Origin of the sequence: Bacillus subtilis subsp. subtilis str. 168, assembly GCF_000009045.1 — a bacterium.
Taxonomy (GTDB): Bacteria; Bacillota; Bacilli; order Bacillales; family Bacillaceae; genus Bacillus; species Bacillus subtilis.
The window spans coordinates 906756-931827 of the sequence record NC_000964.3 but is presented as its reverse complement, the minus strand read 5'-3'; the positions used below and the strand labels follow the sequence as shown (position 1 = coordinate 931827).

Here is a 25072-nt window from a genome sequence, read left to right as displayed (position 1 = left end):
GCCAATGGCGCTTGGTATTTTCAGTGCATTTTTGTCAGACGCCGCATGCTTTTTAATTCGTTCGTTTCAGGCAGGTCTTTGTTCGGGATATTCGCCTCTTTGATCAAATAATGCGGGCGTTTTTTTGTTTCATAATAGATTCGGCCGATATATTCACCTATTATTCCAAGACTTAACAGCTGTACTCCGCCGAGAAATAACACTGCTGAGATAATGGTGAAATACCCAGGCACAGAAATACCGTTAGTCAGAATTTTAACGAATGTGGCAATGATATAAATGATGGAAAGCAGCAGGATGAAAATGCCTGTATAAAAACATAATCTCAGCGGCTTATGATTAAATGAAACGACGCCGTCCATTCCGTAGTTAAACAGACTGCTGAACGACCATTTGGAGGTGCCGTTTTTTCGTTCGACATTTTCATAAAATACAATTTTCTGATCAAAGCCAATCCAGCAAAAAAGGCCTTTTGAGAAGCGGTTTCCTTCGCTCAGCTTCAAAAGTGCATTCACAGCTTGGCGGCTTAACAATCTGAAGTCACCGACACCGTCACGCAAATCGACTTCCACCGCTTTATTAATGAACTTGTAATACATAGATGATAAGAGTGAGCGGACAAAGCTGTCCCCTTTTCTGTTCCTTTGGGCAATGACTTGGTCATACCCTTCTTCGTAGCCTTTGATAAATTCCTTCAGCAAATATGTCGGATGCTGCAGATCGGCATCCATGACAATAACCGCCTCGCCCTGAACATGCTCAAAGCCCGCCAAAATTGCGGCTTCTTTTCCAAAGTTTCGAGAAAAAGATATATATTTTACCCGGCTGCACGTCGCTGCCAAGTCTTTGATCTGCTGAAGCGTGTCATCAACACTTCCGTCGTTTATGAAGAATATTTCATAGTCATAATGAATGTTTTTAAATTCCTTTTTTAAAGATTCATGAATGAGTTTAACATTATACCCTTCATTGTAAGACGGGATAATAATCGAGATTAATCCTTGCTTCATTAAGGCACCTTCTTTTTATTATTCTTTTTAAGTATTGCCTTAGGGGAGTTTTACACAAATCTTCAGTAAGGCTATTCCTTTTTTTAAAGTCGTTTAAACCTGTTTTTTGTTACAATTTTATGGTGACATTCATGATTTTTAATGTTATTTTGTCATGTTTAAAACAGACTATGAAAAAAAACGCACAGAAAAAGTCTGCCATTATGACAGACGGATGGAGAGAAATTTTAGCTTATTGGTTCTTAAGATATTCCAAAATCAGCTGATTGACGATGGCTGGCTTTTCGTGGTTAATCCAATGGGAAGCTTCATCAACAAAGATGAGATGTCCATTCGGGCAATGCCTTTCCGTCTCTTTCGCAAGCTTTCTGCTCAAAAAGCGGTCTTCCATTCCCCAGATCATTCGGTAAGGTACTGTTTCGTAAGAGGGTTTCTCTGCCAAGCTTCCTTTTCTGAGGGCTCTGTACCAGTTCAGCATAGCTGTCAGCGCGCCCGGCTGCTTCCACGCTTCTTTGTACCTGCTGACATCCTCGGATGTAAAAAGCGCGGGACGGTCGGATAATCCAATCGCTTTGTCTAATGTATCATAATCATTTTCCCTTAGTGATGCCTCCGGTATATCGGGCAGCTGGAAGTATGCGATATACGAGCTTTTCAGCCATTGCGGCGGATAAAGCGGCGTTACGGTTTTCATGACGTGCGGGTGCGGGATATTGATCGCGATCAGTTTTTCAAGATATTCCGGGCGTGTGGAAGCCAAATGCCATGCGACAGCTCCTCCCCAGTCATGACCGATGACAATTGCTTTTTCATCAGTGAATTGCGTAATAAGCCCGATGATATCATCTCTTAATGTATCAATCCGATACGAATCAATTCCTTCCGGTTTGTCACTGAGATTGTAGCCCCGCTGATCAGGAGCAATGACCCGGTAACCCGCATCAACAAGCGGTTTGATTTGATTTTTCCAGCCGTACCAAAACTCAGGAAATCCATGGAGCAGGACAATTAACGGGCCATCTTCCCGTCCTGCGGCTGCAACGTGAAGCGTGATTCCGTTCGTATTGACAAACTGGCATTTAACTCCGTCCACTTCTATCTCCTCCTTGACTGTGCGTCATGATTTTCAGCCTTTTCTCCGTTAGCATAAATGTTATGACACAGGCGGCAATCAGCAGGATAAGCTGAAGAATAAACAAGTTTGATCCCAGCAGCAAACCCATTCCCGCAATCACCAAGCCTGACAGGATCATTAATGATGCACTGTAACGGTTCGCTTCATTCCATAATCTTTGATCTGACATTGAGCGTCTCGTTCTGTATCCGTACACACTGTTGATCGATTTGGGAGGAAACAGTTTGATCAGTATGCCCGCAATGATCATAAGCCCTCCGCCGACTAAACCCGTCATATCATCATCTCCTTTCTCATTGTTACGTGCAGAAAGAAGAAATGTTTCATGCATAGGCAAAAAGACAAGCCTCGGCCTGCCTTTTTATCGCATTTGTAAATCCTTTGTGTGAATATAGCCTTTAACTCCGCCATAATCCACGAACGCCCAAGTGAAGTCAAATCCGCCGTTTTCACTGAATCCCCACCCAAGTATTGTCACCTCTGTTCCAGATGAGAGCTGCTTAGCTTTTCCGTTTTCGGGCGTCGGTGTATAGAAGGCTGTCTGTTTCGTTGTTTTCGCTTGGCTTGCGGTTTTCATTAAAAAGTGAGTTGAAATATATGCTTTCTTTCCTTTGAAATGAATTTGAGCCCAATCGGCATTTACGAACCTATCGACTTTTACCTTTTGTTCTGATGATACAGTGCCGAGAATATCACCTTCATGATTTGGCTCAGTCCGGACATTCAGCTTTCCTGCTTTTATGATGTAAGTATCGGATGATGGCATGCTGACAGATATGTCGTGAAGGGGCGCAGCTTTTGCTGCGGGAGCGGAATGAAGTGCTGTCAAACCCAGTCCTGCGGCAGCTGTTAAAGCGAGCATTACTTGTTTCTTTTTCATATAAAGCTCCTCCTCGCATTTTGACAAGATATAAGTGGTATTCCCTGATTGACAGGCTGGTGAAACATGTTTTGTTTATGATTTCTTCCTGTTAAGGTAATTTTAAGAAAATGAAAAAACCTGCCGGTCGTTAACGGCAGGTTTTTAATGCAAAAGGCCTCTGCTTTGATTTAAGTAATCATTCACGTCGTTACGGGAGCTTTGAAAAAGGTGGAGCTGGCCGCCATAGTTTTCAATCCATTGTGTGACGATTTTTTCAGTCATTTTTTCACCTTGATAGGCGTGTCCGGCTTTTGCGTAGGTTGCTTCGAAATCGCTCCATAACAATTCCACCCACGTTTTTGCCTGTATATAGCTGATCATCTCGTTCTTTTCCAGAAGCAGATTAGTCAGTTTCTCAATGTACATATTCATGTGTGCAGTCTCCTTTCTTCAGGAAAAAAATAACGCTTTATTACGTGGTGTTCTCCATATACTAACCTTACGTCTTCATCTGAAAAGACGCAACTTTTTGATCTCGAACCTAGGGGGATATGACATGGTCCGAAATAAAGAAAAAGGATTTCCTTACGAAAACGAAAACAAATTTCAGGGTGAACCGAGAGCAAAGGACGACTATGCTTCAAAGCGTGCTGACGGATCTATCAATCAGCATCCTCAAGAAAGAATGAGAGCCTCAGGCAAACGGTAAAGAAGAACAGCTGCATACACTGCAGCTGTTTTTTACCCTTTATTGACTTGATATTCGTAGACGCTCTTCTTTTCTGATAAGTGTGCGAAGGTAGAAAGCACAAGTCCGCATGCGGTCATAAGCGCACCTCCTGCAAACAGCCAGGAATAAGAGCCTGTTCCGTTTAAAATCATTCCGCCGATCCATGCACCAAGGGCATTGGCAAGGTTAAATGCTGATACGCTGACAGCTGCGGCAATGGTTGTGCCGCCCTCAGATGAGGAAATGACCTTTGTTTGCAGAAGAGGCGGCGTGCCGAATGCGCATGCCCCGAATAGGAACGTTGCCACAATGGCTGCAGCCGGGTAAATGGCGATGTAAGGAAATACAGCCAGAACACCGATTAAACCGATCATTACGCCGATCATCGTCCGAGTCAGCAAAGGCAGCGGTACCTTTCCAGCAAAGAAATTCCCGGCAACGCCTCCCAATCCATACGCAAAGAGAGCACCTGTAATGCCAACCGTGCTGAATCCGGCTGAATGCCTCAAAATGGGTTCGATAAAGGTGTAGGCGATAAAGACACCGGAATAGCCTAAAATGGTAATCGCGAAGGAAAACAGCACTTGTTTGTGTTTAAAAACACCCCACTCATTCATAAGCATTGGGATCACTTTTGGTTTTCTGTTCGGCACGGCAGCCATAAGGCCTAAAAATCCGATGACACCAAGTGCCGTAATGATGGAAAACACCGCTCTCCAATTCAGGACATCTCCGAGATAAGAGCCGAATGGAACACCAAGCATTAGAGCCACTGTCAGTCCGCCGTTCATTGAAGCAGCAGCTGCAGCACGCTTTTCCGGCGGAACCATTTCACTTGCGAATACCATGGCAATCGCGAAGAAAGCGCCGTGAATGGACGCAGATAAAATTCTTGAAATGGCCAATACCGCAAAATTCGGCGCCAGTGCGCTCATCAGGTTGGAAAGGATAAATATCGCCATCAGCCCAAGAAGCACAGGCTTTCTCGGAAGCTTGACGGAAATGATGGTGACGAGCGGCCCTGTCAAACAAACGCTTGCCGCATAAGCCGTGACAAGAAGCCCTGCGGATGAAACCTGTATATGAAAGTCATTGGCAATCGACGTCAAAATACCCATCACCGCGTATTCTGTATAGCCGATTGAAAATGTACAAATCATAAGAACAAATATAATAAATTTTACAGATGGGTTTTTGATACTCAACGTCATCGCCTCCTTTGATTTTAAAAAACAACGAGTTTCATCTTAAAAGATTTTTCAAGTGAATTCAATGATTTTTTCTTTAAGAATTCGTGTAAATGTGCTGCAAACAAAAAGAGGCTGATCATCAGCCTCCTGTTACGCTTTATTCTTTTTCTTGCAATACTGAGATTGGCAGCGCTTCCTCTTGCTGAGGGGAAGAGGTCCTGTATCCCCATGCGAAAACGCCATTTAAATAACTGATGGTAAACTCGTCCTCAGTGTTTTCCACACGATATGTTTCTCCCGGTGAGTAATCTTCCGGGTTCAGCAAATATGCTTTTGCCATCGTAATTTTCCGTTCGAGCACTGCCAGTTCGTTTATGATTCCATGCTGTTCGGCTTTTCTTGCTTTTTCAGAAAGTAATGCGATTTCGGTATTGAGTTCATGCGGTGTCATTTGACTGTATCGTTTCTCCATTTCAGTACTCCTCTTCCTGCAGTAATTGCTCGATTAAATCGAGTGAGAATCCTTTGCGGAATAAAAATTGTTTGACCTTCATGGCGCTTTCATATGAGCCGTCATAGCGGTATTTTCTAAACGCTTTTTCCGCGTGAAGGCGCAGCGCTTCTTTCTCTGTGTCTTCATCATTTTCATATTCAATCTGATCCATCGCCGCGCTGATAACATCAAATGAGAAGCCCTTGCGCTGAAGCTGCAGCTGGGCGCGCTGTTTGAGTTCTTTCGTCGAAAGCTTTTTATCTTTTTTGAGAAGCTTTTCAACATGCTTGACCGCTTCTCTTGTCTGATCTTCAAAGGAAAAGGAACTTAGCGCCTCCTTAATTGTATCGTCATCAATTCCCTTCGCTCTTAGCTCTCTGAACAAAACATCAGGGCCTTTTCCGTTTGTTTTTTTGTGAGTGCTGACATAGGCTGCGGCAAATTCCTGGTCGTTTAAGTACTTGTAATCGTTAAGCCTATGGATGACTTCCGCAATGACGGGGGGCGAGGTTTCTTTTTTCTTTAAGTGATCCTCGACCTCTTTCGTCGACCGCATTCGATAGGATAAAAAGTCAAGCGCACGGTTGAAGCCTTTCTTCACTTCATCGCCGTATTGAATCTCAATGATGTCAAGATCATCGAGTTCTTTTCCCTTCTTGAGCTCAAATTTCACGAGCACATCCGCGTCCACGCTGAAGGCGTATTTATCATCCAGAAAAATATTGAAGCGTTCCGTATTCTTTTTTTGCGTTGATATTTTTGTAATAAACGGCATCTTAATCTCCCTTCTCAGGCCTGAAACGCGTTTTCTTTTATTACAATGAGGTAAAGTATATTTATTAGAACGATGAGGAGAGATGTTCATGAATATCGCAATGACGGGCGGAACCGGTTTTCTCGGCCAGCATCTGACAGGCGTTCTTACCCGCCAGGGACACCATGTTTATATTTTATCAAGAAACGCAAGGGAAACTGAACAAAAAAATATGACATATGTCCAATGGCTGTCGGAAGGAGCCGCACCGGAGCAGGAACTTCCTCATATTGATGTCTGGATAAATCTTGCGGGAAAATCGATTTTTGGCCGCTGGACAGAAAAAACGAAGCAGCACATTCTCTCCAGCCGTATCAATGCGACGCGTGAAGTGCAGCGGCTTATTCAGAAACAGAAGGAGAAGCCGAAGACATTGATCCAAGCCAGTGCCGTGGGCATTTACGGCACAAGCCTTGAGAAAACTTTCACAGAGGATTCTGCAACGTCAGATGAGGATTTTCTCAGCCATACTGCACACCTGTGGGAAAAGGAAGGACAGCATATTGAAGCGATGGGCATCCGGACAGTTTATGCGAGATTTGGCGTGATGCTTGGAGAAAAAGGCGCTCTCCCGCTCATGATTCTCCCCTATAAGTTTCTGGCCGGCGGAACGATCGGAACGGGAAGGCAGTGGCTGTCATGGATTCATGTCGAGGATGCGGCCCAGATGATCCGATATGCGGTGGAAAACGCCGGCATCTCAGGCCCAATGAATGTCACCGCGCCCAATCCTGTGGACATGAAGCAATTCGGAAAAACGATTGCACGGGTGAAGCACCGCCCGCACTGGCTCCCCGTCCCGGAATTCTTTTTATCAAAAGCATTGGGTGAAATGAGTCTTTTGATTGTGAAAGGACAGCGCGCTCTTCCGAAAAAAGCGATAACCTCTGGATTTCGTTTTACATATTCGGATCTTGAATTTGCACTCTCACAGCTGATAGCGGACCGAAAGACTGTATAAAAACAGCAGGAAGCGTCAACCTTAAGAATAACATGGTTGAAGGAGGTCCTTTTTATGGAAAAAAAGAGGGAGAAGCACCAGCAAGGCGCCAACCTGAAAAAAATGCAGGAAGTTCTTTATTCAGGCGAATTTAAAAAAGCGGAAAAAGCTGCTAAGCGGAAGTAGGAATACATAGCCCCTTAAAACCAAATACTATATTTGTTTGATATCACTTTTTAGGGGGAATTTGATATGGGCAGAAATCATATCCACAAAAACCGTGATAAAAACAAACAAAAGCTTCCACAAGTTCCCGATGCCTTAAAAAGGGAAACTGACGGCGTTTACGAAGAATATTCAACCGAGCTTGCTGATGCAGATGACCGCGAAGCGCAAGAGCGTGCGAAAGCAGCCGACAACAGAGCGAAAAAGAAATCTCGTTAATGAAAAACCCCTTGTCTCCGTTTGAGACAAGGGGTTTTTTACATTTCAGTGAATCGGTCGCGGATCGGTGTGCGTTTTTTCACTTCCGGCGCCTCGTCAGGATAACCTGTTTGTATGATGGCGGCGAAACGCTCATTATCCTGTAAACCAAAGGCCTGATGGACTTCTTTGTCATAAAGGATTTTTCCGCTTTTCCAAACCATGCCGATTCCTTTTTCCCAAGCGAGAAGCTGAAGATTTTGAATCAACGAGCTTGTTGCCGCAAAATCGTCGTCCCGCGCTCTTTCGTTTTCATCTTCCTGAAACACGACGAGGAGAAATCCCGGAACGCGCCCAAGTGTGTTTTTGAAATTTTGAAGCTTTTCCTCTGTCATATCCGGCTTGGATTTCTTAGAGAACGCTGCAAATGTATTAATGAGGTTCGCTTTACCTGTCTCACTGGAAACGTAAATAAATCTCCATGGCTCTGTCACTCTGTGATTTGGCGCATATTTTGCCGTTTCAAGCATGTCAAGAATGACTGCTGAAGGTACTGGCTCTTGTTTAAACTTTCGAATCGATCTTCTGCTGCGTATGATGTCCCTCAGTACTGAATGCTGATGTATTTGTTCGGTTTGAGGCATACCGTCTCACCTTCCTATGCAATTGAAAATGATTATCATTTCATAATGATAACGGAAAGTGCATCTTTTTGTAAACCATCATCCGTATTAGATTTTAAGAATACGGGTTTCTGAGTAAACGGCTGTTCCTGTCATGTTCACTTTCACATGGCCGCCGGCTTCGTTCATTTCGATCTCCACTTTTCCGTCTTTTCCAATTTCCTGCCCTTGTTCAATGATAAATTTATGCTGCTCGGCATTGCCATAATGTTTCATATAAGCCCCCATCACGCCGGATGCTGTGCCGGTCACGGGGTCTTCAATCGTTCCCGAATACGGGGATGAAAAGTGGCGCCCGTGCAGGTCGCTGTCGGGATGGACGGTTTCAAAGGTAAACGGATGGACTGAAGCTTTTGGCAGATCAACTAACACTTCCGGAAATTGTTTGTTATCTGGCACCATTTTTTTGGAAGCCTCCAATGATTTAAGCGGAACGATGGCTGTCCATATCCCAGTGCTGCCAAACACAATCGGAAGGTCTTCATGAAAATCTTCATCGGTGATACCCAGTGCGTCCGCAAGTTTTTTCCGATCGCCTGTAAATGGTTTGAATTGCGGAGAGGCCTGTTCAAGCGTGATATGAATGCGGCCATCTTTTTCAGAAATCTTCACAGGCAGGATACCCGCTTTCGTTTGGATGCTGTACGTTTTACCGCTCTCCAGCATTCCTTTCTCACATAATGCGTAAAGAGAAGCAACTGTCGCATGACCGCACAAATTCATTTCGTGTCCAGGGGTAAAGTAACGGAGTTCAAGATCGGCCGACTCGCTTTTTCGGATAAAGGAGGTTTCTGAATACCCGGCACGTTCAGCTATGATCTGCATCTCGTCTTCCGTATAATCGTCTCCCTGCAAAACGACGCCTGCGGGGTTTCCTTTGCCGGGACTGCTTGTAAATGCTTCATATTTTAATACCTCTGCTTCTTTCATTCATCTGCCGCCCTTTCTTTATCAATGTCTCTGTCAGTATAGCAAAAATAATTACGAATCTTCAGTCATTATCAAAAAAACCCATTTTCTTTTTTAAGAAAATGGGTGTAACGATTAAGAATTTCTTGTTTTATAGAGCAAATAAATAAAATAAGGTGCGCCGATAGCCGCTGTAAAGACGCCGGCCGGCACTTCCACCGGAGCAAATAAGGTTCTGCCGACGATATCAGCTGTTAAAACGAGCAGAGCTCCAATAAGTGCCGACGCTGGGAGCAGCGCGCCATAAGATGAGCCGACAAGCCGTCTTGCAATATGGGGCGCCATCAGCCCGACAAAACCGATTGTGCCGGCAACTGAAACTGCACAACCAGTAAGAGCCGTACTCAAAAGGAGCAAGAAAAAACGATTTCGCTGCACAGCGCTTCCTGCACCCGCCGCAATATCTTCACCCAGCACCTGTATATTCATATTTTTTAGCGCGACAAAACAAATGAATAAGAGAATGACAGATAAGATAATAGCTATTTTTACATGCTGCCAGTTTGACCCATAAACTGACCCAGTGATATACACATTGGCTTGTGATGCTCGGTAAATCGGGCCTTTGATCATCAACAGGGTAGTCATCGCCTGCGCCGACATTGAAAATCCGATTCCGATAAGCACCAGCCGAAATGTGGAGGCGCCATTTTTGTATGCCAGTAAATAGACGATGAGCCCGACAGCCGATGCGCCGATAAATGCGGCTGCTGGAAGCCATGACAGACTGATCGTAAGTGAACTGCTGCGGTCTGAGAAGAACATCATTAAAAGCACGACCGCTACCGCCGCTCCTCCTGTTATTCCGATAATATCCGGAGATGCGAGAGGGTTTCTGACGAGCCCCTGCAATATCGCGCCTGCCGCTGCCAAGCAGACACCGGCGCATAAAGCCGTCAAAATTCTTGGCATGCGGAACGACATGATCATCAGTTCATCCAGCTTGGAACCTGCACCAAAGAATGTTTTTGCTACATCCCAGGGAGGAATAAACCTTTGTCCGAGACCAGCGCTTATGATGAGTACAGCAGCTGTTAACCCCAGTAAAACCAAAAAGACGATCCATGCTTTCTTTTCAGCCGCAGTAACGCCAAAACGAAGTTTCATAGCTTCGCCCCCCTTCTTGCGATGTACACAAACACAGGCATTCCGATGATGGCGGTCATGACCCCGACAGGAACTTCCTGAGGCATAATGATATATCGCGCACCGATATCCGCGCAAACAAGCAAAATGGCACCCAAAACAGCGGAAAATGGCAGAACCCAGCGATAATCATTACCAACGACAAAGCGGGCAAAATGCGGAATAATGATGCCGATAAAAGAAATCGGCCCGGCAATGGCGACAGCGGACCCTGCAAGCATGACAACACAAAGCGCCATCACAAATTTCAGCAGGCCTGTTTTTTGGCCGAGTCCTTTTGCCACATCTTCTCCCATAACGAGGAGATTAATTTTTTGGCCGAGAAAGAAGCAGATTACCAGCGCTGCCGCTGCATATGGAAACATCGTCATCAACAGATCCAGACTCCGGCCCTGCACAGAGCCAGTCAGCCAAAAAAGCACCTGGGCAAGCTCGAGTTCGTTGACAGACAGCAAGCCCTGTGTCAGAGAAGAAAACATGGCTGCCATGGCAGCTCCCGCCAGCGTCAGTTTGATTGGCGTCAGCCCTTCCCTCCCAAGCGAGCCTGCTGCATAGACGATCGCAGCGGTAAATGCTGCCCCCAGAAACGAGCTCCATACTAATGCCTGAGGTGACTGAATATGCAGAAAAAACGATCCGGCAACAATAAAAAAACCTGCACCGGCGTTAATCCCGAAAATCCCCGGTGACGCAAGCGGATTTTTTGTGAGCGCCTGCATGAGAGCGCCCGCGGCTGCAAGCGAGGCGCCGACGACTGTCGCAACCAAAGCGCGCGGAAGCCTGACATCCTTGATGATGACATGCTCATTTGTTCCATTGAAGGAAGTAAACGCCTGATAGACCTGTCTCCATGACGTACCTGTATAGCCATACACGACGCTTGCGCAGACAGCCGTCAGTAAAATGAAAATCAGACATACTAACACAATCCATTTTGAAGATGCCTTTTTGCAGATCATGATCTAATTCTCCTAGTTATTTACTATGTAATGTTTGTTTTTGAGAATAATCCTCAATTAGGGATTGACACTCTTAACACTGCTTATTATGATCTAAATGATAATGAATTTCAATATTGGGAGGAAAAAGATGAAAAAGCATATCAGCATGCTATTCGTATTTTTAATGGCCGTTATGGTACTTTCTGCCTGTAATAGTTCAGAAAGTTCAAGCAACAGCGAGGTGTCAAGCAGCAAAACAAGAACGGTCAAACATGCAATGGGGACATCAGACAACATCCCCGCCAATCCAAAACGGATTGTTGTTTTAACTAATGAAGGAACAGAGGCGCTCTTAGCGCTTGGCATTAAGCCGGTCGGAGCCGTAAAGTCATGGAAGGGCGACCCGTGGTATGACTATCTGAAAGATGACATGAAAGGTGTTAAAAACGTCGGTCTTGAAACGGAACCGAATGTGGAAGCCATCGCAGAATTAAAGCCTGATTTGATTATTGGAAACAAAGTGCGCCAGGAAAAAATTTATGATCAGTTAAATGCGATTGCGCCGACTGTTTTTGCTGAATCTTTGGCCGGGAACTGGAAGGATAACCTGACTCTATACGCCAACGCGGTGAATAAGGCGGACAAAGGCAAGGAAGTCATTGCCGATTTTGATAAACGTGTTTCTGATTTAAAAAACAAGCTGGGCGACCAGACAAACAAAACCGTTTCAGTCGTACGCTTTTTATCCGGTGAATCAAGAATCTATTATACCGATTCATTTCCTGGGATTATTTTAGACCAGCTTGGCTTCAAACGCCCTGAAAAACAAGTGGAACTGTTTAAGAAACAAAAGGACCAATTTACGTTCTCAACCGACAGTAAAGAATCTATTCCTGATATGGATGCTGATGTGCTGTTTTATTTCACTTATAAAGCCGATAATGCAAAAGAAAATGAAAAATGGGCCAATCAGTGGACAAGCAGTTCACTATGGAAAAACCTGAAGGCCGTGAAGTCAGGTAATGCACATGAAGTCGATGACGTCGTATGGACAACCGCAGGCGGAATTAAAGCCGCAAACTACCTGCTTGATGATATTGAAACCTACTTCTTAAAAACGAAATAAAAAAAGACTCCGTCTTATTAGACGGAGTCTTTTTTGCTTTTGCCAATCAGACGTGTAACGAGGAACATGGTGACAGAAAGAGATCTGTTTTTCCGATACGCTAAGTATTTCCCTCGCCACTCCGGTTTATATTTTTCTTTAAAGGCTCTTAGGCCGCTGAAACTGTACATGTATCTGACATTATTAAAAATGACAGCGGCAAACCTTTCGGACCAGAAGGATGTAAAGGCAGTGCCGACATTGGCCAAGGGTGCCATCCCCATATTAAATGACGTACAGCCCTCTTCCTTTGCCCATAAAAACATACGGATAAACAATGCGTCCATAATGCCATTTGGAGCGTCGCCGCGATAGCGCATCAGATCGACCGATATCTCTCCTTCCTGGTACATCGGCATGACATTTGCGAATGCAACGATCTCTCCTTCTGCATTTTTCATATAGGCGATCGGCGCTTTCTGTAAATAGGAAGGATCAAAAAATCCGAGCGAGAATCCCTTCTCTTTTTTCGAGCCGAGCCATTCGTCTGAGATTTGCTTCAGCTCCTCCAAAAACGCATCAGAAAATGGGGGATGATCCACATGGAAAGTATACTCCTCCCGCTCAAAGCGGTTATTGATTGCCCGAAGGCCGGCTTTTTTCTTCCCAGTCAAGGTAAATGTATTTAAATCTACATATGCTTCCTCACCCAATTTAAAGAAGTTGTAGCCAAAATCGTGATACAGCGCCATGTCCTCTCGTTCAATTTGATAGAACAAAACACTGAATCCCTTCTGATGCGCTTCGTTCAGAAATTCTTCCAGCACGAGCGGGAATGATTCTCTTTGGCCAGATGGATCGCCGAGCACGACCAGCCTTCTGGCGATTTTCCCAAACAGAAGCAGTGCATTTCCATCGCTAGAAAAATAAAACCGCTTATCTCCAAGAAAACCAAGATGGCTCAGCGCGTTGCCGCCTTTTTCATTGAGAAACGCAGCAAGACGCTCAGGGTCAGCTTTCTCTCCGATCGGTTTCGTTCTCTTATGATAGACCACTGTAAATATCAAGAAGAACAGCGGCACAATGATGATCGCCATGATGGTTGCATGTGTAATATGCGAGGTGCTGTGGACGAAATATTCGTGACGCAGCACCTTCTTCATCCGGTCCCAAATAAAGCCCGCGATCAGATTGTAGTTAAAGAGCGCCACAGTAAACAGCGCCACAGCGAATATCAATTGTCCCAGTGTATAGGATGCCTGTTCGCGGACAAATTGTTTTTTCAATAGCACAAGCAATACGATAATCATCGGCAGTACGAATATCGCGCTGATGTTAAGCCCTTTTAAAAAGCTGAACACAAAGCCGCCGACAAGCGCTGTAATGGCCATCGTGTAGGAACGTTTTGTCCGTTTATAAAGCTCGATCGGCAAAATGAGCAGAATGAGCGCTGAGCTTAAGGACAGGCCGTTGAACAGCAAAAGCGCCGGGCGCGGAATGTGCGGTATAACCGTCAGCCTGTCAATCGGCAAGGAAACTGAGGCCAAGACAATCAGACCTGCTACGAACACAATAAGGGAAAGCGAGCCTTGCAAAATTCTCACTAATACCGCACGCTGAACAACAAGCAGAACGTTTGTCGTCTCAATTGCCGGTGCGATGCGCGGGTTCGTTTCGAGCCGCTTCATTGTATTTTCCGTCAGGTCGCCGGCGGCAAAGAACAGTCCCAAGATAAATGGGATAAATGAGTAGGCGAGCCTGTACAACACAATAGAAGTAACGATGGCCTCTTGATGATAGCCAAGCTGCTCCATCCCCAGCAAAAATAAAAGGTCAAACGAGCCGAAGCCGCCCGGCACGAGGCTGATCATTCCTCCGATCGCCGCAATGACGAACACCCCGAACACATACCTGATATCTGCATGAATGCCCATAGCGAACAAAGCAAAATAGATGACGGTCCCGGCCATGAGCCATTCAACAACTGAAGCTCCAATATATGCGAAAATCGGATTTTTCACTTTATCCGCATTCTCTTCGTCCCCAGCTTTGCGGTCTTTTATTTTGGACACCGCTAAAGATAACGGCAATATCAGTGCAAAACCGATAACGACCGCCCACAGCCAAGGCTTCTCATGAATCACTTCATCAACTGGCAGCACTCTCGCAGCAACGAAAATGCTGAAAACAGATAATCCGAGCAGCATAGATGATGTGAGCCAGGCGATTCCTTTCACGAGTGCCTTATGGTCTTTCGTATGCTCCTTATAGAACATCATTCTTAACCCGACTCCGGCTAAACCGCCGAATCCCAACACATTATTAAATGAATTGGCGATCCAGGAAACCCTGAAAACTTTTCCGTTTGTGATCGATAGGCGCAGTGAGTACTTCAGGACGTAATCATACAGCGACATAGCCGCAACAGCCAGCAAGCCGATCAACACAAGCATGAATAAATCCGTTCGTTCCAGTCCGTTGATGACCATGAGCGTACGTTTGAATGACAGATTTGTCAGTTCTTTTTTCGATTGATAAATAACAAATAGCAAAACAGCAATAGGAAAAACGATTTTTAATATTGATAAAGCATTCTTTTTAATCAGCAATGGTCTCTCCAATCATATTCTAGTTCGATCCTCTCCCCCAATAATCTCCAACTCATTATACACTACCGTTATTTTTCGGACAAAGTCCCGCATGCGGTTTCTGCTCACTTTCTTTCAGGAGTGAAAATCGAGTAATATGGTAAGAGGAGTGAATGATGAGGAAGTGATGAAATGGAATATAATTTACACGATACAACAGTCTTAAACGAAAACATTCTTTCATCGGAGGAACGGGAAATATGGGTGCTCTATATGAAAGTCTTAACGTCCGCCGGGCTCGGTGATGTGTCCGAGTGGATGAAACTGGATATGAGCATGCCGCAAATGAAGGTGCTGATGCTATTAAACAACCATGGAACATTGAAAGTGAGCGACATTGCTGAAAAAATGGGGGCTTCCCTGTCCAATACAACTGGGCTGCTTGACCGGCTTGAAAAATCAGGATTTGTCAAACGCTCACATTCTGAAGAGGACCGCCGCTCTGTAGTTGTTCAGTTGACAGAGAATGCGAAAAAGATTTTCCGGGGTTTGTATGAAAAGGGCCACCTGAAATTGAAGCGTTCATTAGAGCTGCTGTCCCCTGAAGAAAAGCAGGCTGTTTACGAAGGGCTGTCTATCCTTTCAAGAGCATTAGAGAATGCGAAAAAAGAATAAATCAGTAAGTCTGTCATCCGCAAACTGCGGGAGCAGGCTTTTTTTATTTGACATTTAGTTCATTTAAAATGAATAATATATTTCAAGTGAACTAAAAGGAGTTGACGAAAATGTCTGAAGCATTAACAGAGCAGAAAAGCCAAAAGTGGGCAATCAGCCTGTTTACGATTGGCGTGTTTATGGCTGCTTTAGATAACGGAATTATTTCGGCTGCTTTAACAACGATAAACGAGTCGTTTTCCGTTTCCCCTTCCTGGGGATCATGGGGCATTACCCTTTATACGCTCGGTCTTAGCGTCAGTGTGCCAATCGTCGGAAAACTTTCCGACCGCTACGGCAGAAAAAAACTCTTTCTCATTGAGGTTTGCCTGTTCGGACTTGGTTCTTTGCTTGTTGCTTTGAGCCAAAGCTTCCCGCTCTTTCTGATATCGCGGCTGATTCAGGCGCTTGGAGGCGGCGGGATTTTCATCATCGGCAGCTCTCACATTCTCGCGACCCTTCCAAAGGAAAAACAGGGGAAGGCGCTTGGGCTGCTTGGCGCAATGAACGGGATGGCCGCTGTGCTCGGGCCAAATATCGGAAGCTTTCTGCTTGATTGGACCGGGTCTTGGCATTGGCTATTTTTGATTAATTTGCCGATTGCCGTGCTATTGGTTGTTTTCGGCGCATGTTTTATCGCGGAAACAAAAGCACCTGAGGCTAAGCGCCTCGATGCGGCCGGAATCTTCCTTTTGTCCCTGTCGATTTTAGCTGTGATGTACGGCATGACCAATCTTGACGGGGCAAATCTCTTACACAGCTTGGGGAATCCGGAGGTTTATGGATGTATTATTTTTGGCATACTCTGTTTTGCAGCGCTTATCTCGTATGAAAAGAGAGTTGAAATGCGAGGAGGCGATCCCATTTTGGCGTATTCTCTGCTGCGAAACCATATGTTTCAGCGCACGCTTATCATCGGTTTGTTATCCGGGGGGCTCTTGGCGGCAGTCATTTTTATCCCGTCATATGTCGAACAGTATTTGGGTGTCCCTGCCGCAAAAGCAGGCTATTGGATGACACCGCTTGCGTTGGCTTCCGGAATCGGCGCTTGGCTTGGCGGAGCACTTACCGACAAAAAAGGTCCTGTAAAAACCGTTATTCTTTCGGGAATCATCTCATGTGCGGGGTTTGCTTTATTTCCGCTCTGGGTCACGGAAAAATGGGAGTTTGTGATCGCAAGTGTGGCAGCTGGGATCGGTTTTGGCTTTCTGTTAGGCGCTCCGCTGAACGTCCTTGTATCAGAAGCGGCAAAAACAAATAAGGGTACAGCTCTTGGCACGCTTTCATTAGTAAGGCAAATTGGACTGACCTTGGCGCCTACTCTTTATGCAGGTTTTATCACAGCCGGGTTTGACCAAATAGGTGATGAGATCAACAGCCGCTTATCGGACAGCGGATATTCAGAAAAGGCGATGCAGATGATTCCGGAGATCGACAGTTCTGAAGTTTCTTCTTTACAAGAACAAATCGAACGCATTCCCGTTCCTGAAGTCAAAACCGCGATAAGCGACGCCATTCATGCGAGTGTCGCCAGCGGCTATGATCATTTATATGCAGCGGCTGCTGTGGTCTCACTTCTGGTGATTGCTGCTATCAGTATTCCGGCTTTCCGCCGGCAAAAGCGTTAAGACCACCCCATCCGTCTGGAAAGCTCCGTAATATGAGCGATATGGTGATGTGAGTGCCAGACATACAGGCCGAGCGCGTTCTCCAGGGTAATGATCTCCTTTGTATCAGGGTGATAAAATCCGCGCTTAAATTGCTGATCCGTCAGGGTGCGGAGCAGAGCCGTCCATCTTCCGTGAAGCTCCTGCAAAAGCGCGAGTGAGCCGCTCGGATCTGCCGTTTTCGAGTCTTTTAGCTCCGACCATGCTTTTTCATCATACGGACGGATAGCCGGTGTCTCTTCCGTCAAGCTCAATTTAAAACGAATATAGCTGTTCATATGACTGTCAGCCAGATGATGAACAACTTGCCGAACGGTCCATCCACCGTCCCGGTACGGTGTGTCAAGCTGGCTGTCCGTCATGACCTCTACAGCTTGCTTCAATTTTGCCGGCACTTCTTCAAGTACTTGAATCCATTTATCTTTTTGCTCCTTCGATATGGATTCCCTCGGCTTGTATTCTCCTATTGGGTAGCTTAGATTGACTGATGTCATGAATGTTCTCCCTTCTATTCAATCTTCTCCTTTATTTTACAAGAAAAAGATTGTATATTGTGTCTTTTTCCCATACAATTAAAAACGACACTAGTGTCATTTTAATAATCAGGAGGATGAATCATGGAAAAACCGTTGTTTCGCAATCAAAAAGGACTGATGACACTGTTAGCCTCGCAAACCATTTCTTCACTTGGAGACTGGCTTCACATTTTGGCCGTGCTAACATTAGCCGCTTTTCAGCTTCATGCTTCTCCATTAGATATGTCGCTTTTAATGATGTCGTTTGCTTTGCCTGTCATTGTACTCGGACCTGTATCGGGTCTGCTTGCCGACCGTTTTGACAGAAAAACGATCATGTTTCTATCTGAAATCGGCCGTGCCCTCACTGTTATCAGCTGCGTTTATGTCAGTGAGCTTTGGCAGCTTTACGTATTGCTATCCGTTCAGAGCTGTTTTTCTTCACTTTTTTTACCTGCTAAAAACGGAAAGCTTAAGGAATTGGCTCCGGAAGCACACATTCAGCAGGCCGTTTCCGTCAGCAGCATCATTGATAACAGCTCAAAAATCTTCGGCCCTGCCCTTGGCGGCACGCTGATCGCTGCTTTCTCGATACACTCTGTTTTTTATATAAACGCCGGCGCCTTCTTTCTTTCCGCTGTCATTTTGTTTTTCCTTCCCAGAGATGCTTTTTTACAAAAAGCCAATACACCTCAAGAAAAAACAGCAGCACTTACTTCTATCAAGGAAGGCCTTCAGTTTTTGAAACGGATGCCGCTTCTATTAACAGGCTTACTAACAGCTTGTGTCGTTCTCTTTGTTTTGCAGATTGGTGATTCCCAAGCGATTATTCTTATCCGCTCCTTTTCAGGAGCTCCGCCCGAGCTGGCAGGCTGGTGCATGGCCGTAAGCGGAGCCGGGATGCTCCTTACAGCGGCCATTACCGGCAGACGGCGAATCACTTCTTATTTGCTTTATTTCTCAGCTGGAACCCTTCTTCTTGGACTAGCAACTGGAGGTGCGCCATTCCTAAGCGGTATGGGAATTGCCGGCATCACTCTCTTTATATTTGCTTTTTTCATCATGGGGGCGGCTTTCGGCCTCGTCCATATTCCATTTCAGATTCTCGTGCAAACAACAGTGCCTGTCGATTACAGCGGTAGGGTGTTCGGCGCTATTCAGAGTGCGACAACCCTCGCCTCTATCCTCGGCATGGCGGGCGGGGGCGTGCTGGCGGAATGGATCGGTGTATCACTTGCTTTTCTTGTCTGTGGCTGCTTGCTGATCATGATTGGGTTGATTACACTTATAGGTAAGAAAATTGCAGAAAGCAGGCGATATCTTGTCACCAAAAGTAACAAAGGAGCACAAGGATAAACGGCAGGCAGAGATTTTAGAGGCTGCCAAAACGGTTTTTAAACGAAAAGGATTCGAATTAACGACGATGAAGGATGTTGTAGAAGAGTCAGGTTTCAGCCGGGGCGGTGTCTATCTTTATTTTTCAAGCACTGAGGAGATGTTTCGCCGCATTATTGAAACAGGGCTGGATGAAGGACTCCGAAAGCTTGATAAATCAGCTGAACACCAAAGTGTTTGGGCCTCCATTTCCAGCTATTTGGATGAACTGACTGAGGGCCTGCGAGATGTAGCAGATACGCTGGCGCCGGTGCAATTTGAATATTTAGTGACAGCTTGGCGCAATGAAGAACGGCGGCAGTATTTGGAGAAAAGGTATGATCTTTTTGTGGAAAGGTTTTCAAGGCTATTGCAAAAAGGGATCGATCAGGGAGAGTTTCAGCCGGTTCAGCCTCTTGCGACTATCGCCAAGTTTTTCCTCAATATGAATGACGGCATCATTCAAAACGCCCTGTATTTCGATGAAGAAAAGGCTGATGTATCTGGACTTGCTGAGTCTGCAAAACTATATTTAAAAACAGTTCTGCAAGCGGATGAGAAGTAAAGAAACGCGGCAGGAGCCCTCCTGCCGCTTGTTTTTCACCCTGCGTGATCACGCACTTCGACTGTTACCTTCTTCTGTTTTGGCTGATAAATTTTCCCCACAAATAAATACCCGTATTTGAACTTATTCAGCGCCCATGAGGTCATAATCGGGCCGGCTGTGCACACGGCAAACAACAGGAGAACAGCCGGTACGGCAGGAATTTCGGGCATATTCAAAAGCAACACGTAGCCTATAATCATAAAATAGGCATGAAGCAGATAAATCGAAAAGGAATAGTTGCTGATAAACATCATGATTTTCGGCACATGCTTCATTTTGGAAAACAAATGAAAACACAGGAAAATCATGCTTGTTGAATACAGCATGATATCAGGCCGCTTCGAGCTGATCATGCCGATTTCACCGACATAAGAAACAGTGACAACCAGCGCCCCAGAAGCAATTGCGGCGCCGTACACCACCCAGCGGTATTGGTTCAGCAGCGCTAAAAAACGCTTGTATTCTTTTCCGCAATAGTAGGCTAGACAAAAGTAGAAAAGCCAGCCTGCGAACGGAACCCAGAAGAACGGAAATGCCCCTCCCTCTTCAGAAGCAGGAGCCGGGCTGGCTGCGGAGAAATAGCCTAAATAAGCGGCTGTCACCACAAATGAGATAGACAGCACCCATTTCGGCGATGCTTTTTTCAAATACTCATGAAACATCATATGCAGCATGTAAAATTGAAAGATGACGAGAATGAAGTATCCGATAAAGTTTCCTAAGAATACGTTCGCCAGATATTTTTGCACAAACGCGAGAAAGGTTACCTCTCCCCCCATCGCACTGGTCATCAGCAGCGCATCGATGGCTGCGATAAATAAAAAAGGAACAAAAATCACTTTTCCCCGCTTCTTTAAAAAACCGTCAGGCACCCCATCAGGATAAGAACGGGCCAGTAAAAATTCAGAGATGAAAATAAAAGCGGGCGTGCTGAACATCAGGAGTGTGCGGAAAGAATCAACAGTGTGAGAAATATCTGCAAGAGCTTCTGCCTGAAGCATCAGGACCATTGAAATGATATGGAGCAAGACGACACTTAAGCACGAAATGCAGCGGATCATAAAAATTTCTTTAATTTGCATAACAGCGCTCCTTTTATTTCAAATTGATAGAAATCGATGGTTGTACCTTAACATGTCCGCTCTATTTGAAAAAGTGCCTGATGTCATAAATTGACGTATGCATGATAGACTAAGGTCATAAGACCCTATGGCTTTCTCAGACGAAAAAACCCACTGTAACGGAGACAGCAGGTTGTTTTTTGAAGATATTAATTTGTATTGAGGCCTCCGCCATTCAGCCCTTCTTTGATATAGCCGTTCACTTGGCTATTAGAAAGCAAGCCAATATGACCGATGCCATAAAGCTGGATGTTTCGCGCTCCTTGTAACCGAGACAAGCTATTGATGACAATTTGATCATTGAGACTGTAAATAGATGTATAGAGGATCTTTTGATTAGGGTCTGTGCCCGGCAGCGCGGTTGATGACACTAAACCATTAGCCCCTCCAAGCGTTACGACATTTTGAATCTTATTGCCCCCGCCTAAATATTTAATATAGTACAGCGTATTGGCGCCTCCCATACTATGAGCCACAATATCTACTTTTTTTGCCCCAGTCTCTTTTAAAACACGGTCAACATATGAAGCAAGCTGCGGGCCGTTATTTAGGTTGTTTCCTGTTTTATCATAAAAATCAATTGCGTACAGTTTGTTGCTTTGCCAGCCTTGAGAAATTAAGTAGTTTTTAATAGCGAAAAAGTTGTATGATGCACCACTTATTCCATGAACAAGAACGACAGGATTATGTACTGACTCAGCTTTTGCGCCAGACGGCGGAGCGGCTAAAACAGATAGAATCAGCGATAAACAAATAATGAATGCCATAAGTACTTTTTTCACGTTTATTCCCCCAAAAAATTTTCATACCACCAATTTCCTATTATATATAAAAAATCAATATCGTTACTATTTTTTCTGAAAATTAAATTTAAATCTCTTTTATATTGACGGAGATAAATCGGATACCTTCTGACAAACCTTTTATCTTCATTTCCAAAGAGCCCGGTTGTGTTCCCTTCCTCCCTTTTCTATAATAAGGGGAATAGGCAGTTAGAATCACAGTTGAGCACCGGCTCATCTGTTTTGCGAAACAGCCAGACACGGAGGATAGCATGAGAGTATTAAAATACGCCATATTAGGGCTTTTGCGAAAAGGCGAATTGAGTGGATACGATATTACGAGTTATTTTAAAGAGGAGCTCGGCCAGTTTTGGAGCGCCAAGCACAGCCAGATTTACCCTGAGCTCAAAAAGCTGACGGATGAAGGATTTATCACGTTCCGGACAACGATTCAGGGCACAAAGCTGGAGAAAAAGATGTACACCCTGACAGACAGCGGAAAGCAGGAGCTGCATGACTGGCTGATCCGCCACCAGCCGATACCCGAGACGGTGAAGGATGAATTTATGCTGAAGGCTTATTTCATTTCTTGTCTATCGCGCCAGGAGGCTTCTGATTTGTTCAAAGACCAGCTGCAAAAACGCCAGGCCAAGCTTTCTGACTTACAGGGAAGCTATGAAAAGCTTATGGCTTCAGCAGAGCCGATGTCATTTTCTTCACCGGACTTCGGCCACTATCTTGTGCTAACGAAAGCGCTGGAGCGGGAGAAAAATTACGTTTCTTGGCTGGAATCAATTTTAGCTATGATAGATAAGGATTAACCGCAGTTCAGGCTGCACCCATACGAATGTACCCACATGCAAAAAAACATCTGCCTAAACGGCAGATGTTTTTTAGGCTCGGAGCGCTTTCAGCCCCGCTGCGAAAGTGATCGCAGCAAATGCAAGCAAAATGCCGCAGATTCCGAGAATATCTGTGACGCGGGCACCGTTAGCGATAATCTCTGTCAACCCGCTCATCGCCCACTTTTGCGGAAGAAATTCAGCGATGGATTGCATAAATTTCGGTTCAATGTCGATCGGCCAATACATCCCGCTCACCATACATGTTGCGATGACAAACAAGTTGCCGAACGCAAGCTGCTGTTCTGGCGTTCTGACGTTGGCCGCAATCATCAATCCAATGCCGACAACGGTCAATAGAAAAAGTGACACTAATACAATAACTGCAGCCGGATTCCCCCAGTTGATGCCAAACAGCCAATGGGTGGAAAGAAGCAATATTCCAAATTGAATCCAGCCAATGACAAAGAAGGACAGCACATACCCAGCACCGATTTCGGCTCGGCTGACAGAGGCTGTAAGCAATCTGGACCATACGCCGTTTTTTCTTGCTTCTAAAATGGTTCCAGCCGCTCCCATCATGGTCAGCATGACAAACAGGATGGAAAACCCTGCTGCTCTGGAGGCTGTGTCACTTGCTTCCGCACCCTCTTTTTTATCACTGAGCGTCTGTCGTGTTACAGCCGGAACTATATCTTCATGTTTTTTGGCGAAAACCGTTTTATACGCCGCCTTCCAGTTCTCTCCCGCTGTCTGAGATGCCGTTTTTGCCGCGGTCACCTGAATATTGAGCGTTGCCAATGCGCTTTCTGCATATTGTTTGACCATCGGCGCTTCCGACAGCTCAGGGCCGTGACGGAAAATCAGCTCAGGATGTTTGCCTTTTTCCAGCTGTGTCTGGAACGAGCGGGAAATGACGATGATCCCGGCAATTTTCTTTTGTTTCAGCTTTTCTGACGCTTTGCTTTCAGACATGTTTTCGAATACATACATATCATCGTGTGCCTTCAGCTGCCGAATATAATGCTGTGAGAGAATCGTATCGTCCTGATCAACGATTGCAAGCCGCACCTTATCATCATTGCCGCTGAGCATACTCCCAAATACAAAGGTAAGCAAAAGCGGGGCAGCAAACATGATCAAATAGTTCTGTGGCTTCTTAAAAATGAGAGAAAGCTCAATGCCGCAAATGGCTAGAATTTTTTTCACCTTTTGTACCTCCTTATCTTGTATGAAGCCGTCTGATACCAATTACAAGTGAACAAAAGCCGATCGCCGCAAAAAGAAGCACAGGCTTTTGAAGGTCAGCCCAGCCTCCCCCTTCCATTAAAGAAAGAAAGCCGTCAAGCGCCCAGCGATTTGGCACCGCTTTGGATACAGACTGCAAGACGTCCGGAAATTGGTACAGCGGCAGCATGGACCCGCCGAGAACCGCAAGCAATTGAATGCCGAAGCCGCCTATCGCATCTGCAGTTTTCATATCGCTGATGCACGACGCAAGCAGCATTGAAATACCAGATACAGCTGCGGCGTAAGAAAGCCCGAGTACACTCACTAACAGCAGATTACCGCCCCAGTCCACACCAAATACGTTGATTGTGACGATCAGAAATATGAAAAATTGTATGATGGCAAACAGATACGTCCCAAGCCATTTTCCGAAGAGAATGACGGATTTTTGCGCAGGCGTCATCAGCATTCTGGCAAGCGTCTCCGTATCCTTTTCCTGTAAAAATGATTTCGCCCCGACTGTGATATGAAACAGCATAAACATGCAAAGCATTGCCGCCGAATAGTATTGAAAACTGGTAACGGCTTTGCTGCCGACAGATTTTTCCGCAATAGTAAGCTTGTCACCTGTTTCTTTTTCTAGCGTCTTTGCCAGCTTTTCTGCAAACTGTGCAGGGTCAAGTTTTCCTTGCTTTACAGCTTCCGTTTTACTGATGTAGTCCATTGAGCCTGACGCGGCTTCCTTTACCGCTTTATATTGCTCTATAAATGAGCTTGCAGCTGTTTCAATGATGGAACTTTTCAATGTTTGATCAGGAGCGGCATTAACAACAGCTGAGGTTTTGCCGGCTTCCCAATGGTTCGGGATAACGATGCCTACATCGATTTTCTTTTCATCAATCAGTTTTTTCATCTTGTCTTTGCTGCCGACTTTTGTGACCTTTATCGACTTCATTTTTTTGAGAACATCTTTTGTAAACATGTTTGCTGTATCTGACTGGTCTGATTGAATGTAGCCGACTTTGATATCATCAATCCGGCTGCCTCCGTCAACAACTGATCCGAGCGCTGCGCCTAAAATACAGGTTAGGATGAGCGGCATTAGGATAAGCATCATAAACCCTTTTCTGTCCGTGATTCTGATTTTCACATCTTTCCATGCGATCCATATGCTTTTTTTCATTGCCGTCC

28 protein-coding genes are annotated in these 25072 nt (G+C 45.2%); 10 read left to right on the top strand and 18 right to left on the bottom strand.

Going from position 1 to position 25072, the window contains the following annotated elements; translation table 11 throughout:
* Positions 1-20 precede the first annotated feature (20 nt).
* The 5 genes from csbB to yfhJ form a co-directional block, all read right to left on the bottom strand.
* Positions 21-1010, bottom strand: a complete 990-nt coding sequence (gene csbB / locus BSU_08600) for a putative bactoprenol glycosyl transferase, phage origin (RefSeq protein NP_388740.1) — start codon at positions 1008-1010, stop codon at positions 21-23.
* Positions 1011-1242: 232 nt separating this feature from the next.
* Complete coding sequence (gene ephM, locus BSU_08590; RefSeq protein NP_388739.1) at positions 1243-2103, bottom strand: stress induced epoxide hydrolase; 861 nt, start codon at positions 2101-2103, stop codon at positions 1243-1245.
* Positions 2090-2422: a factor for peptide SdpC immunity gene (gene spdL / locus BSU_08580; protein NP_388738.1), complete on the bottom strand. Its 333-nt coding sequence runs from the start codon at positions 2420-2422 to the stop codon at positions 2090-2092. The genes ephM and spdL overlap by 14 nt, the downstream gene beginning before the upstream one ends.
* An 84-nt stretch (positions 2423-2506) precedes the next feature.
* Positions 2507-3025 carry a hypothetical protein gene (yfhK, locus tag BSU_08570; protein NP_388737.1) on the bottom strand — a complete coding sequence of 173 codons (519 nt, stop codon included), beginning with the start codon at positions 3023-3025 and terminating at the stop codon, positions 2507-2509.
* Between the two features lie 144 nt (positions 3026-3169).
* Positions 3170-3439, bottom strand: a complete 270-nt coding sequence (yfhJ, locus tag BSU_08560) for a hypothetical protein (RefSeq protein NP_388736.1) — start codon at positions 3437-3439, stop codon at positions 3170-3172.
* A 124-nt stretch (positions 3440-3563) separates the two neighbouring features.
* Between yfhJ and sspK the strand changes: the two genes are divergently transcribed.
* Complete coding sequence (gene sspK / locus BSU_08550) at positions 3564-3716, top strand: small acid-soluble spore protein (RefSeq protein YP_054573.1); 153 nt, start codon at positions 3564-3566, stop codon at positions 3714-3716.
* 32 nt (positions 3717-3748) lie between these two features.
* On the opposite strand, the gene yfhI is transcribed toward sspK, so the two are convergent.
* The 3 genes from yfhI to recX form a co-directional block, all read right to left on the bottom strand.
* The gene (gene yfhI / locus BSU_08540) at positions 3749-4942 is read right to left on the bottom strand and encodes a putative efflux transporter (protein NP_388735.1); all 1194 of its coding nucleotides are present in this window, start codon (positions 4940-4942) and stop codon (positions 3749-3751) included.
* 142 nt (positions 4943-5084) lie between these two features.
* Positions 5085-5399 (bottom strand): hypothetical protein, encoded by a 315-nt coding sequence (gene yfhH, locus BSU_08530; protein ID NP_388734.1) that lies wholly within the window; start codon positions 5397-5399, stop codon positions 5085-5087.
* Between the two features lies 1 nt (position 5400).
* Positions 5401-6195, bottom strand: a complete 795-nt coding sequence (recX, locus tag BSU_08520; protein NP_388733.1) for a regulatory protein RecX — start codon at positions 6193-6195, stop codon at positions 5401-5403.
* A gap of 88 nt (positions 6196-6283) precedes the next feature.
* Here recX and yfhF point away from each other — a divergent pair, with 88 nt between their 5' ends.
* The 3 genes from yfhF to yfhD all read left to right on the top strand — a co-directional run bounded on the left by yfhF (position 6284) and on the right by yfhD (position 7618).
* Complete coding sequence (gene yfhF / locus BSU_08510; protein NP_388732.1) at positions 6284-7195, top strand: putative nucleotide-or NAD-binding protein; 912 nt, start codon at positions 6284-6286, stop codon at positions 7193-7195.
* A gap of 54 nt (positions 7196-7249) precedes the next feature.
* Positions 7250-7360: a hypothetical protein gene (gene yfhE, locus BSU_08500; protein ID NP_388731.1), complete on the top strand. Its 111-nt coding sequence runs from the start codon at positions 7250-7252 to the stop codon at positions 7358-7360.
* A gap of 66 nt (positions 7361-7426) precedes the next feature.
* Positions 7427-7618: a hypothetical protein gene (gene yfhD / locus BSU_08490; RefSeq protein ID NP_388730.1), complete on the top strand. Its 192-nt coding sequence runs from the start codon at positions 7427-7429 to the stop codon at positions 7616-7618.
* Positions 7619-7656: 38 nt separating this feature from the next.
* On the opposite strand, the gene yfhC is transcribed toward yfhD, so the two are convergent.
* The 4 genes from yfhC to sxzZ all read right to left on the bottom strand — a co-directional run bounded on the left by yfhC (position 7657) and on the right by sxzZ (position 11354).
* Positions 7657-8241, bottom strand: coding sequence for a putative oxidoreductase (nitroreductase family) (yfhC, locus tag BSU_08480; protein NP_388729.1), 585 nt, complete (start codon positions 8239-8241; stop codon positions 7657-7659).
* Between the two features lie 87 nt (positions 8242-8328).
* Positions 8329-9210, bottom strand: a complete 882-nt coding sequence (yfhB, locus tag BSU_08470) for a putative isomerase (RefSeq protein NP_388728.1) — start codon at positions 9208-9210, stop codon at positions 8329-8331.
* A 114-nt stretch (positions 9211-9324) separates the two neighbouring features.
* Positions 9325-10356, bottom strand: a complete 1032-nt coding sequence (gene sxzA / locus BSU_08460) for a xenosiderophore schizokinen (dihydroxamate) transporter (permease) (RefSeq protein NP_388727.1) — start codon at positions 10354-10356, stop codon at positions 9325-9327.
* Positions 10353-11354, bottom strand: a complete 1002-nt coding sequence (gene sxzZ / locus BSU_08450; protein ID NP_388726.1) for a xenosiderophore schizokinen (dihydroxamate) transporter (permease) — start codon at positions 11352-11354, stop codon at positions 10353-10355. Before sxzZ ends, sxzA begins: the two co-directional genes overlap by 4 nt.
* A gap of 130 nt (positions 11355-11484) precedes the next feature.
* Here sxzZ and sxzY point away from each other — a divergent pair, with 130 nt between their 5' ends.
* Positions 11485-12462 carry a xenosiderophore schizokinen (dihydroxamate) transporter binding lipoprotein gene (gene sxzY / locus BSU_08440; RefSeq protein ID NP_388725.1) on the top strand — a complete coding sequence of 326 codons (978 nt, stop codon included), beginning with the start codon at positions 11485-11487 and terminating at the stop codon, positions 12460-12462.
* Positions 12463-12479: 17 nt separating this feature from the next.
* Here the strand turns inward: sxzY and mprF are convergent, their stop codons facing one another.
* Positions 12480-15050 (bottom strand): phosphatidylglycerol lysyltransferase involved in tRNA-dependent lysinylation of phospholipids, encoded by a 2571-nt coding sequence (gene mprF / locus BSU_08425; RefSeq protein YP_003097695.1) that lies wholly within the window; start codon positions 15048-15050, stop codon positions 12480-12482.
* Positions 15051-15221: 171 nt separating this feature from the next.
* Here mprF and yfiV point away from each other — a divergent pair, with 171 nt between their 5' ends.
* Positions 15222-15704, top strand: coding sequence for a putative transcriptional regulator (MarR family) (gene yfiV, locus BSU_08410; protein ID NP_388722.1), 483 nt, complete (start codon positions 15222-15224; stop codon positions 15702-15704).
* Positions 15705-15814: 110 nt separating this feature from the next.
* On the top strand, positions 15815-17371 hold the full coding sequence (gene yfiU / locus BSU_08400) for a putative efflux transporter (RefSeq protein ID NP_388721.1): 1557 nt from the start codon (positions 15815-15817) through the stop codon (positions 17369-17371).
* Here the strand turns inward: yfiU and bstA are convergent.
* A complete protein-coding gene (gene bstA / locus BSU_08390; RefSeq protein NP_388720.1) occupies positions 17368-17904 on the bottom strand; it encodes a bacillithiol S-transferase in 537 nt (178 codons plus the stop codon). The two genes, yfiU and bstA, sit on opposite strands and share 4 nt — an antisense overlap.
* A 123-nt stretch (positions 17905-18027) precedes the next feature.
* Here bstA and yfiS point away from each other — a divergent pair, with 123 nt between their 5' ends.
* Positions 18028-19281, top strand: coding sequence for a putative efflux transporter (gene yfiS / locus BSU_08380; protein NP_388719.1), 1254 nt, complete (start codon positions 18028-18030; stop codon positions 19279-19281).
* Positions 19247-19864: a transcriptional regulator (TetR/AcrR family) gene (gene yfiR / locus BSU_08370; protein ID NP_388718.1), complete on the top strand. Its 618-nt coding sequence runs from the start codon at positions 19247-19249 to the stop codon at positions 19862-19864. The genes yfiS and yfiR overlap by 35 nt, the downstream gene beginning before the upstream one ends.
* A 35-nt stretch (positions 19865-19899) precedes the next feature.
* On the opposite strand, the gene icaC is transcribed toward yfiR, so the two are convergent.
* Both icaC and estB read right to left on the bottom strand, forming a co-directional pair.
* Entirely contained in the window at positions 19900-20988 is a 1089-nt protein-coding gene (gene icaC / locus BSU_08360; RefSeq protein NP_388717.1) for an acetyl-glucosamine metabolite exporter component involved in biofilm formation, read from the bottom strand.
* A 188-nt stretch (positions 20989-21176) separates the two neighbouring features.
* Complete coding sequence (gene estB / locus BSU_08350) at positions 21177-21809, bottom strand: secreted esterase / acylglycerol lipase (RefSeq protein NP_388716.1); 633 nt, start codon at positions 21807-21809, stop codon at positions 21177-21179.
* 272 nt (positions 21810-22081) lie between these two features.
* On the opposite strand from estB, the gene padR reads away from it, so the two are divergent.
* Positions 22082-22630, top strand: coding sequence for a transcriptional regulator of phenolic acid decarboxylase (gene padR / locus BSU_08340; RefSeq protein NP_388715.1), 549 nt, complete (start codon positions 22082-22084; stop codon positions 22628-22630).
* Between the two features lie 72 nt (positions 22631-22702).
* On the opposite strand, the gene bifN is transcribed toward padR, so the two are convergent.
* Positions 22703-23860 carry an ABC transporter (permease) biofilm formation gene (bifN, locus tag BSU_08330; RefSeq protein ID NP_388714.1) on the bottom strand — a complete coding sequence of 386 codons (1158 nt, stop codon included), beginning with the start codon at positions 23858-23860 and terminating at the stop codon, positions 22703-22705.
* A gap of 13 nt (positions 23861-23873) precedes the next feature.
* Positions 23874-25064 (bottom strand): ABC transporter (permease) biofilm formation, encoded by a 1191-nt coding sequence (bifM, locus tag BSU_08320; RefSeq protein ID NP_388713.1) that lies wholly within the window; start codon positions 25062-25064, stop codon positions 23874-23876.
* Positions 25065-25072 lie beyond the last annotated feature (8 nt).